Genomic DNA, 8,980 nt, shown 5'->3' with positions numbered 1-8,980 from the left:
CCGCGGCGTCAAGGGCGACCTGTGCGGCCGCCTCCAGGCTGGCGCGGAGCGCGCCGCCGGCCAGCGGCTCCAGATCCGGAGCGGCCGGTTTCGGACGCGGGGTGAAGGTGAGCACGTCGCCCATGATCGGTCTCGGGTCGCGATGAAGGGGAGGCCCGGCGGGATCCGGCCGGGGCGGTACGCACGGCGACAGGAAGGGGTGGCGGGCGCCGTTTAGCGCCCTGCCCTCTCAGCCTCAGCGTGGGCCAGCAGCTCACGGGCGAAGGCCGCGGTCTCGTCGGGGTCGCCGTTCTGGATCACTGGCCGGGCCAGCATTTCCAGCCGGGTTTCGCGGTCGCAGGCCGTGGTCGGACAGCGGCGGCGCGCCTCGTCGTTGGCCGCGGTCTCGACGTCGGTCAGGGCATCGCCCAGCCACTGCATCAGCTCACCGGCGACGTTGCCGCGAGCCCGGCTCTGCCAGCAGACTGCATAGGCAACGCCGCCAACGAGGTCCGCGAGATTGTGGAGCGCTTGCAGGTCGTCCATCGTGGCCGACGCGAGGTCGAGCATGCTGACGAGGCTGGTCTCGCGCCGAGACCGCTCCTCGCGGGTCGCCAGGACCGCGCGCAGAGCGTCAGCCACGGTAGACAGGCCCCGTTCGCCCGCCGACGGTACGAGGGTCGGTGCTGGTGCGGTTCGTGGCTTCCCGCAGGTACTCAGCGAGAGCCGCGACCCCGGGCAGCGTGCTCGGCCGAGCCGTGAACAGCGCGTCGTAGGCCGCGACCTCGCGCTTGCCTGGCTCGTCAGAGGCGGCCATGGCCTCGGCGTAGCCCGGCGAGTTCGGCGCCATCTCGCCCCACACGTCTGATAGTCGGTCCCACTCGGCGTAGGCGGCGCGGTGCTCCTCGATCAGCGCGAACACTGGGTCGGGGCCGCTCTGCCGGCCGAGCGCAGCCAGGGCCTGCGCCTCCACGCTGCCGGGATCGACCGCGGCCGTCAGCGCCGGCAGGAACAGCTCGGCGCGGACCTTGGCCCTGTGCTTCTGGGCCTCCTCGTGGCCCATGCGCTCGTGCAGGTCCGCGGTTCGCCGCCGGAACTCGGCTCGGGCGATGCCGCGCAGGCGCTGGAGTTCCATGTCCAGGCCCTGCGGGATCTGGGCGAAATTCGTGGGCTTGATCGCTGGCGAAGCCATGAAACCGGGCGGCGGGTTGTGCCAGTCGACGGCGGCCGGCCCGGTGAAGGCGAGCAAGTCCGGATCAGGCCGTCGACCAGATCCTCCGGGTAGGCGACGTCCTCATTCCGCTGGGCGACGTGAGCCTTGAGGCGCAGACCAGCCAGGGACGCAGCCGGCAACTCGGCGATGCGGTCCTCGATCTCGCACAGCTCATCGAGGGCTTCGGCGGATGCAGCCTCGGCGGCCTCGACGCCGGTCCGCTCGCGCCACGCCTGACAGCGCTCAAACCACGCCTGCCAATCCGGCCCAGAGCCGGCCGGCGCGGGCCCAGGGCGATCGTCAGCAGCGTCTGAGACCGCGATCTGCCGCTGAATGGCTTGAGCATAGACATCGCGTGCCGCCTCCCATTCCCGGACAGTCGTCGGCCATGCCGGGCGTAGCTTCCCTGTCAGCTCAACCGCTCGCGGTTGCTCCCCCACCGACCGGGTTCTCAGCCGACCCTGCCGCACAGCCGCAGCAGGAAGCCAGCCCCTACGCGCAGATCGGCAACGCCCTGAAGAGCATCGCCGGCGGCCAGCAGAAGCAGGGCCAGCAGAAGGCCGGCGGAATGGCAGGGGGCGAGGCACCGGGCGGCCGGCCGATCTCGCTGCAGCAGGCGAGGGCCATGTTCGACCCGGGCAAGTTCTACGGGATGCTGCGAAACGCCGGGGTGAGAGGCCAGGCGCGGGGATCGTAGGTCTGGGCCGCGCTGTGCGGGCATAAGCTCAAGATGGCGGCCGCTGTGTCGAGTGACGAGGACCCATGAGGCGGCCACGAACGGTGCTCATCTGGAACAGGACAGGGGTGCAGAGGCGGGGTTATTCCGCCTACAGACCAAGGCACCCGTAGTCATGGGTCGTGCCGGACGAGCCGATCCGCACTGGGGTGCACAGGTGTGCAGAGAACATCTTCGAGCGTTCCCGAGCAGGCGCGAACGTTGGAGAACGTCGGCGCGGCTTCGGCCTGATGCACCTTGCTTCGATCGGCTTCGGTTTGAGAACGCAGGTCGCGGTGACAGGGGTCCCGGCAGCTTCAGTGCGTGTGGTGTGATACCACCTAGCTTATGGCAAACCGCTAGCAAACTCTCTAGCAACGACTGGCAGCCTGAAGCCTTCAGTGGCTGGGCGTGGCCGCAGCCTTTCCCTGCTGCGCAGACGGCGCGTCGCACGTTGGTGGAGGCACGGCAGGGTACGGTCGGATCCGGCAAGAGGCGGTAGAAGACGGTAGGGGCACGGTAAGCGGGACAGCAGCAGGAAGGGCATCACACCACACGCACTGAGAGTGTGGGCAACTCGTCTTGCAACGTGTGCCAGCTGCTTCACCGTTGTCTACCGCATGAGCCTCATTGGATCACATCCTCGTTATCGCATTGAAGACGTGGAAGATTTTCGGCCAACCTTAACGAGCTGCATTCAGTATCCATCTCACGGGTCACCGATCTGTGGTGGTGCAGATGCTCTATATCAACCAGAGATTGTTTCAGACACTCGTATTGTGTGCCATGGCTTCCCTGGCCGTAGCCAGTAGCGCCATCGCCAGCTTGCCAGACGCGGATCACCTCATATCGCAGAAGGGCAAGCAGTTCGGACCGCGGGACGTCGCCCTGCACACCGGCGAGCACATCACCATCGTCAATGACGACGGTAATTTCGTCCACCACGCCTACATCGAGGACGATGAGTTCGCCTTCGACTCCGGTGACATTGAGCCCGGCGCCCGAGCCGTCATCACCTTCCCGAAGGAGGGCGATTTCACCGTCCTGTGCGGCGTCCATCCGAAAATGAAGCTCGCCGTCCGCGTGCGGTAGGCTGCCGACTTGCACCACGGCGGCCTGCTGACCTGTTTAATATAAACTTAAAGTAGAACCTCATGGTCTTCCATATCGGTACCCGCATCCAAACTGTTACCTTGATCGCGTTGGGCGGGATGGCCACGCTGGTTGGCTTGGCGGCCTGGGACATGTCCGCAACCATCACCGATGCGCGTGAGCTGAAGACCCGTGACCTCGTGGAAACGGCACAGGGGGTACTCGCGTACTTTGAGGGCGAGGAGCGCGCCGGCCGGATGAGCCGTGATGCCGCCCAGCAAGCGGCCGTAGCGGCGGTTCGGGGCCTGCACTATGCGGGCAGCGAATATTTCTGGATCCAGGACATGCATCCGCACATGGTGTTGCATCCCAAGGCCGACCTGATCGGTAAGGACATCGCTGGGATCGTCGACCCGGCTGGCAAGCACCTGTTCGTAGATGTGGTCGAGCGGGTGAAACAGTCGGGGGCAGGGTTCGTCCCGTACCTGTGGCCAAAGCCGGGCTTGGATCAGCCCGTGGCGAAGATCTCCTACGTGAAGGGTTTCGCGCCGTGGGGGTGGATCATCGGATCGGGCATCTACGCGGACGACACGGCGGCGCAGATGCGTCCGACCCTGATGCGTCTACTAGGAGGTGCATCCATCGTTGCCGCGATGATCGGTCTTTTCGCTACGCTCATAAGCCGTAGCGTAGTGCGGCCGCTACGCGCCATGACGGCATTCATGACCAATCTCGCCGCAGGAGATCTAAGCCGGGAGGTACCAGGCGCGGAACGCCGCGATGAGATCGGCGCGATGGCATCGGCAGTTCAGATCTTCAAAGACGGCCTGATCCGCATGAAGGCGCTGGAAGAGGAGACTGCGGAAGCCCGCTTGGCTGCCGAGGAGCAGCGCAAGATGGGAATGCGCCAGATGGCCGACGGGTTCGAGGCAGCGGTCGGCGGGATCATCGGCATGGTGTCGTCCTCGGCCACTGAACTGCAGGCCACTGCGCAGACGATGACCGCCACCGCGACTGAGACGGCCAGTCAGTCGACTACGGTCGCAGCTGCGGCCGAGGAGGCGGCCAGCAACGTCAACACGGTGGCGGCGGCCGCCGAAGAGCTGGGCTCATCCGTCCAGGAGATCGGTCGGCAGGTCAGCGGTTCAGCGGAGCTGGCACGCTTAGCCGTCGGCGAAGCCGATCAAACGGGTGCCCTGGTGCAGGAGCTGAGCAGCGCCGTGGCGCGCATCGGCGATGTGGTCGGGCTGATCTCCTCGATCGCCGGACAGACCAACCTGCTGGCGCTCAATGCCACGATCGAGGCCGCACGGGCAGGCGCCGCTGGCAAGGGCTTCGCCGTCGTCGCCTCCGAGGTGAAGGCACTCGCCGAGCAGACCGCCAAGGCCACGAGTGAGATCTCGGGTCAGATCGCCCGGATCCAGGCTTCCACCGGCCAAGCCGTCACATCGATCGGCGGCATCACCGGACGGATCCGTGAGATCAGCGGCGTGGCGACATCGATCGCCGCCGCCGTCGAGCAGCAGGGGGCGGCCACCCAGGAGATCGTGCGCAACGTCAGCCAGGCCGCGATGGGCACTGGCGAGGTGACGAGCAACATCTCGGGCGTGGCTGGCGCCGCCGAGGAGACGGGTGCAGCAGCGAGCCAGGTGCTCGGGGCGGCCTCCGAACTCTCACGCCAGTCCGAGCACCTCGCCGCCGAGGTCGGACGCTTTCTGGCGACCGTGCGGGCTGCCTGAGGCGTTCAGGTCTTCCAGGGCCGCACTGAACCAATTCACCAAAGGGGCTGCTTCCTCCACGTTAGGAGGCGGTAGCCCTTTCTGCATTTTGAGGCCCCCGTCAGCCTCGCTGCGCCCGGCTTCGGCTCAAATTGGGCGCACAGAGCAAGGAGCATCACTGCTACGCTTTCTTCACCATAGGTGCCGCAGGCCCCCGCTATGCCGATCCGGCCCGAGCACCGCTTCTTCTACCCGATCGACTGGCGCGAGTTGTCGATGGCGATCCGCTTCGGCCGGGCGCAGGGGCGCTGCGAAAGCTGCGGGCGGCCGCACGGACAGATGATCTACCATCTTGGTGACGGGCGCTGGTGGGATGCCGAAGCGAGCCGCTGGCGCGATGGGTGGGGCCACCGGATCCGGGTCAGGTCGGGCACCGACATCCTCGGCCGTGCCCGCCGAACACACGTCGTTCTGGCCGCCGCGCATCGGAACCACGACACGGCCGACAACGCTGACGCCAACCTCGCGGCCTTCTGCCAGCGCTGCCACATGATCCACGACCGGCCGGAGCATCAGAGGCGGCGGCGGCGCACGCTGTTCAGGCGCAAGGCGATGGGCGACCTGTTCGGCGGGCCCTACGCGTGAACATGCTCACACCGACCGTGCCGGTCTTCCTGCCTAATCCCTATCTAACATAGCCATTCTGTCGCACAGCACCGAATTCATCCTGGGCTTGTTGATCCCGAAACGATCCGGGAGCCGCATAGCCTTGTCCCTACCGTTAGTTATTATGCTCGTGGCCGCAGTCGGCGCCATCGCTATCACGATCGCAGCCCTGCCTGCCTCCGATCGGTTCATCAGATGGTGAACCGGCGGAGCTGAAACTTCGCCTCCTCCCGACGGTTGATCGCGTACAATGATACCGGAGGTAGGACGTGGAGTTCGTTGTGATGGTCGCGGGCGTGATCGGAGCCGGCGCAACCTTGGCCTTCATGATGCCAGGCCTCGATGGGTTCTTCTCCTGGTGACCGCCGGCAGCCCAGGGTTCAGGCTTAGAGACACCAACCGTTAACCGGATTGTCACTCGCTCGCCGCATGTCGGCGGTAGGCACTCTCGCTCCTGCAACAGCCGAGAGCAGAGCATGACGCGAGCCGACCTCGACAAGCGCGCAGAGCTAACCGTGTGGCCCGGCCGCGGGCCAGCGCACGTCGCACAGGGTCATGAGTTCCCGACGCTACGCCAAGCTCTCGTGGCAGCCGCAGAAGCCATAGACGCCGAGGACGCGCAGCCCTGGATCATCACAGAGGACGGCGACATTCTCTCGCCCCGTTGGATCAGGGCCAACACTGCGTCCAGCCGCCTTCAATAACGGGCCGTGAGACGGCGCTTGCGGTCTCCAGTCCCGCCGCCGCACCGACCCTCACGCGACTGCCCGGCCAAGGCTTCACGGGCGTTCTGCAGGGAACTGGCCCGGAGAGCGCCTGTCGTCACGTGCTTGCCCGCCGCACGCTTTGCGGTGTCGCGAACGCCTCGGGCGCGCTGACGGGAAGAGGCGGTTCTATAGCAGGCGCGGGACAGGCTGTCGCCGCTCAAGCAGCTCTGATGCTTCGAGCGCCCAGCCGCTCTGCCTCGTCCCGCCAGGCATCGCGCTCGACCTGAACCGCCTCAATCAGCGCATGCAGGTTCCCGGCGTCGATCGCAATGCCGCAATGAGACCCGGGTCCAACCCGGCCATCCGCGCGTTCCGATAAAATCAGCCCCTGATCCAGAGAAGGGCGGAATGCGGATATCTGATTGATGCAGTGGGCAAGGATCTTCGCGGCGACTGGCGCCGTAGCGCTTGCCCTTGGTACCGCCGCGTATGCAGCCCCGGGGATCGATGCCGCCGCCATTGCCGCCGGGCGGCTCTACGTTGTCGGGACAACCGATCAGCCGCACACGAGCGTGTCGCTGGATGGGAAGTTCACGGCCGAGTCTGATGACAAGGGTAAGTTCCAGTTCGGGCTCGTTTATCACCCAAGCAGCTGCGTCATCGCTGCTACGATCGGCGCCAAGACCTTTCACGCTCACGTCGACCAATGTAGTGAGAAATGTGAACCTGAGCGTGTGGCAGCTGCGCAGCCTGCTCCGGCCAAAGCTCAGCCATCGAGTGGGACCTCGGCGGCAGGACAGTCCGTAGCGCTCCAGGCGCCATCGTCCGAGGGGCTACCCCAAAATTCTGCGATGGCCGCACCTCCATCACCCGCTGAAACTGGCACGCTGCCCGTCCAAGCGCCGTCGATCGCCGGACCGATCGCTCATCCTCCATTGCCCCCACAACGGCCGGCCGTGCTGTCTGCCATAAAGCCAGCCGCTCCGATGCGGACCGCTCTTCCCCCGACGCCGGCTGCAGAGCCTAAGTACAAACCGCCGCAAAGGCAGGAAGAAGCGCCGGGCGAACCAGCGCGGCAGGAACAGCCAGACGATCCGGAGCAACTTGACGATCTACAGTGACGTTTCGGGCCGTAAGCCGGCGCTTGCGGTGTTCAGTTCCCCCGCCGCACCGACACTCACCCAACCACGCAGTAAGTTGATGACAAGCCGGTTGTATGCGCCCGGCGCCGAATGCGAGAGATCTTGCGCTTTTCCAATCGGTTGGTCGCGTTTCGGATGACCTCCTGATGCTTGCACCCAGAGGTCACCGTGTCACTCTCGATCGCGCAACGCATTCTGTTCGGCTTCAGCGCCGTCATCGTGGTGATCGTGGCGCTGGGTCTCTACGCAATCGGGCAGCTCGGGGCAGTGCGCGAAGCTACTGATATGATCGTCAGCCGAGACATCGCCATGATGCGGCAGCTCGACGAGCTGGGTAACCAGACGCGCAACCTCGGCATCCTTCGCCGCAACGCCGTAATCGCTAGCCTGATGAAGGCGCAAAACCGTCCAGTGCGTGAAACGGATATCTTTGCCACCTGGCGTCGGACCGCGATCGAAACCGACAAGCTCTTCGCCGATCTGATCCGAGAGGCGGACAACTACCGCGCGAACGCGATCTCGTCGGAGCGAGCTGCGACCTGGGAGCGTCTCTACACGACGCTCACCCAGGCCAACGATACCTACCGCCGCTACCGCGACGGCAGCGAAGCTCAACTCACGGCTACAGCCTCAGGCGATATCCAAGAGGTAGAAAACCACAACGAGGAGGTTGGCCGACAATATGAAGCTACCACCCTAGGCGTCGAGCGAGCCGACAGAGCGCTGAACGACAGCGTCGCAGCGGGCCAACAGGGGATCGGCGAGACCTACGAGCGCTCGCGCCTGTCGATCTACCTGACGCTCGCCGCCTCGGTGCTGCTGGCGATGCTCGTCACCTGGCTGATCAGCCGCGCGGTGGTACGGCCGCTGGAAGCGATGATGTCGTTCGTCGATCGCGTTGGCGATGGCGATTTGTCGGGGCGGATGGAGGTGCGCGGCAGTAATGAGATCGCCCGCCTCGGGCGTACTATGAACGTCATGGTGGACGGCTTGTCGGACCTCGCGCGCACCAACCGGGCGGCCACCTCCGACCTGAACGCGGCCGCGGCCGAGATCCGGGCCTCGGCGCAGCAGCAGGCGGCCTCGGTGGAGGAGCAGTTCGCGGCCGTGCAGGAGACCGCCGCCACGGTCGACGAGATCACCCATTCCGGCGCCCAGATCGGCAAGCGCGCCACCGAGGTGATCGCCACCGCCCAGGCCACCGCCCAGACCTCCCGCCAGGGCCTGCGCGCGGTCTCCGACACCGCCAAGGCCATGGACGCGATCCGCGAGCAGGCTGAAGCCGTGGCCGGCAACATCGTCAGCCTGTCGGAGAAGACCCAGACGATCGGCGACATCATCGAGACGGTCAACGACATCTCCGAGCGCACACATCTGCTCGCGCTCAACGCCGCGATCGAGGCGGCGTCGGCCGGCGAGAGCGGGCGCAGCTTCGCGGTGGTCGCCTCCGAGAGGAAGCTGCTCGCCGACCAGGCCAAGGCCGCCACCGCCTCGATCGCCGCGTTGAGCGCGAGCAGATGTGTGCGCTCGGAGATGGCGTTGACCGTCTCGATGATGTCGCCGAGCGTCTGGGTCTTCTCCGACAGGCTGACGATGTTGCCGGCCAAGGCTTCAGCCTGCTTGCGGATCGCGTCCATGGCCTTGGCGGTGTTGGAGACCGCGCGCAGGCCCTGGCGGGAGGTCTTGGCGGGGGCCTGGGCTGTAGCGATCACCTCGGTGGCGCGCTTGCAGATCTGGGCGTCGGAATG

At 66.0% G+C, this 8,980-nt stretch carries 8 protein-coding genes; 6 read left to right on the top strand and 2 right to left on the bottom strand.

Annotated elements, in window-relative coordinates; genetic code table 11:
• Positions 1-213: 213 nt before the first annotated feature.
• Entirely contained in the window at positions 214-621 is a 408-nt protein-coding gene (locus MKL09_RS09325) for a hypothetical protein (protein WP_244019705.1), read from the bottom strand.
• The gene (locus MKL09_RS09320) at positions 614-1,228 is read right to left on the bottom strand and encodes a hypothetical protein (protein WP_244019704.1); all 615 of its coding nucleotides are present in this window, start codon (positions 1,226-1,228) and stop codon (positions 614-616) included. Before MKL09_RS09320 ends, MKL09_RS09325 begins: the two co-directional genes overlap by 8 nt.
• Positions 1,229-1,580: 352 nt before the next feature.
• Between MKL09_RS09320 and MKL09_RS09315 the strand changes: the two genes are divergently transcribed.
• From MKL09_RS09315 to MKL09_RS09290, 6 genes are all read left to right on the top strand, one after another.
• Positions 1,581-1,889, top strand: coding sequence for a hypothetical protein (locus MKL09_RS09315; RefSeq protein WP_243939433.1), 309 nt, complete (start codon positions 1,581-1,583; stop codon positions 1,887-1,889).
• A gap of 756 nt (positions 1,890-2,645) precedes the next feature.
• The gene (locus tag MKL09_RS09310) at positions 2,646-2,999 is read left to right on the top strand and encodes a methylamine utilization protein (protein ID WP_243939301.1); all 354 of its coding nucleotides are present in this window, start codon (positions 2,646-2,648) and stop codon (positions 2,997-2,999) included.
• Between the two features lie 62 nt (positions 3,000-3,061).
• Entirely contained in the window at positions 3,062-4,738 is a 1,677-nt protein-coding gene (locus MKL09_RS09305) for a methyl-accepting chemotaxis protein (protein WP_244019703.1), read from the top strand.
• A 198-nt stretch (positions 4,739-4,936) separates the two neighbouring features.
• Complete coding sequence (locus MKL09_RS09300) at positions 4,937-5,362, top strand: hypothetical protein (RefSeq protein ID WP_244019701.1); 426 nt, start codon at positions 4,937-4,939, stop codon at positions 5,360-5,362.
• Between the two features lie 497 nt (positions 5,363-5,859).
• Positions 5,860-6,087 carry a hypothetical protein gene (locus tag MKL09_RS09295; RefSeq protein ID WP_244019699.1) on the top strand — a complete coding sequence of 76 codons (228 nt, stop codon included), beginning with the start codon at positions 5,860-5,862 and terminating at the stop codon, positions 6,085-6,087.
• Positions 6,088-7,400: 1,313 nt separating this feature from the next.
• The coding region (locus MKL09_RS09290) for a methyl-accepting chemotaxis protein (RefSeq protein WP_244019698.1) at positions 7,401-8,980 on the top strand (1,580 nt) is incomplete at its 3' end.

The organism is Methylobacterium sp. J-048, from assembly GCF_022829515.1.
Classification (GTDB): Bacteria; Pseudomonadota; Alphaproteobacteria; order Rhizobiales; family Beijerinckiaceae; genus Methylobacterium.
Note: the sequence above shows the minus strand (reverse complement) of the source record. Positions and strands in the feature narration are given on the sequence as shown.

Excerpts from the sequence above, each read along its gene's own strand:
- MKL09_RS09315 (WP_243939433.1), top strand. The coding sequence starts at position 1,581 with ATGCCGGGCGTAGCTTCCCTGTCAGCTCAACCGCTCGCGGTTGCTCCC.
- MKL09_RS09310 (WP_243939301.1), top strand. The coding sequence starts at position 2,646 with ATGCTCTATATCAACCAGAGATTGTTTCAGACACTCGTATTGTGTGCC.
- MKL09_RS09305 (WP_244019703.1), top strand. The coding sequence starts at position 3,062 with ATGGTCTTCCATATCGGTACCCGCATCCAAACTGTTACCTTGATCGCG.
- MKL09_RS09300 (WP_244019701.1), top strand. The coding sequence starts at position 4,937 with ATGCCGATCCGGCCCGAGCACCGCTTCTTCTACCCGATCGACTGGCGC.
- MKL09_RS09295 (WP_244019699.1), top strand. The coding sequence starts at position 5,860 with ATGACGCGAGCCGACCTCGACAAGCGCGCAGAGCTAACCGTGTGGCCC.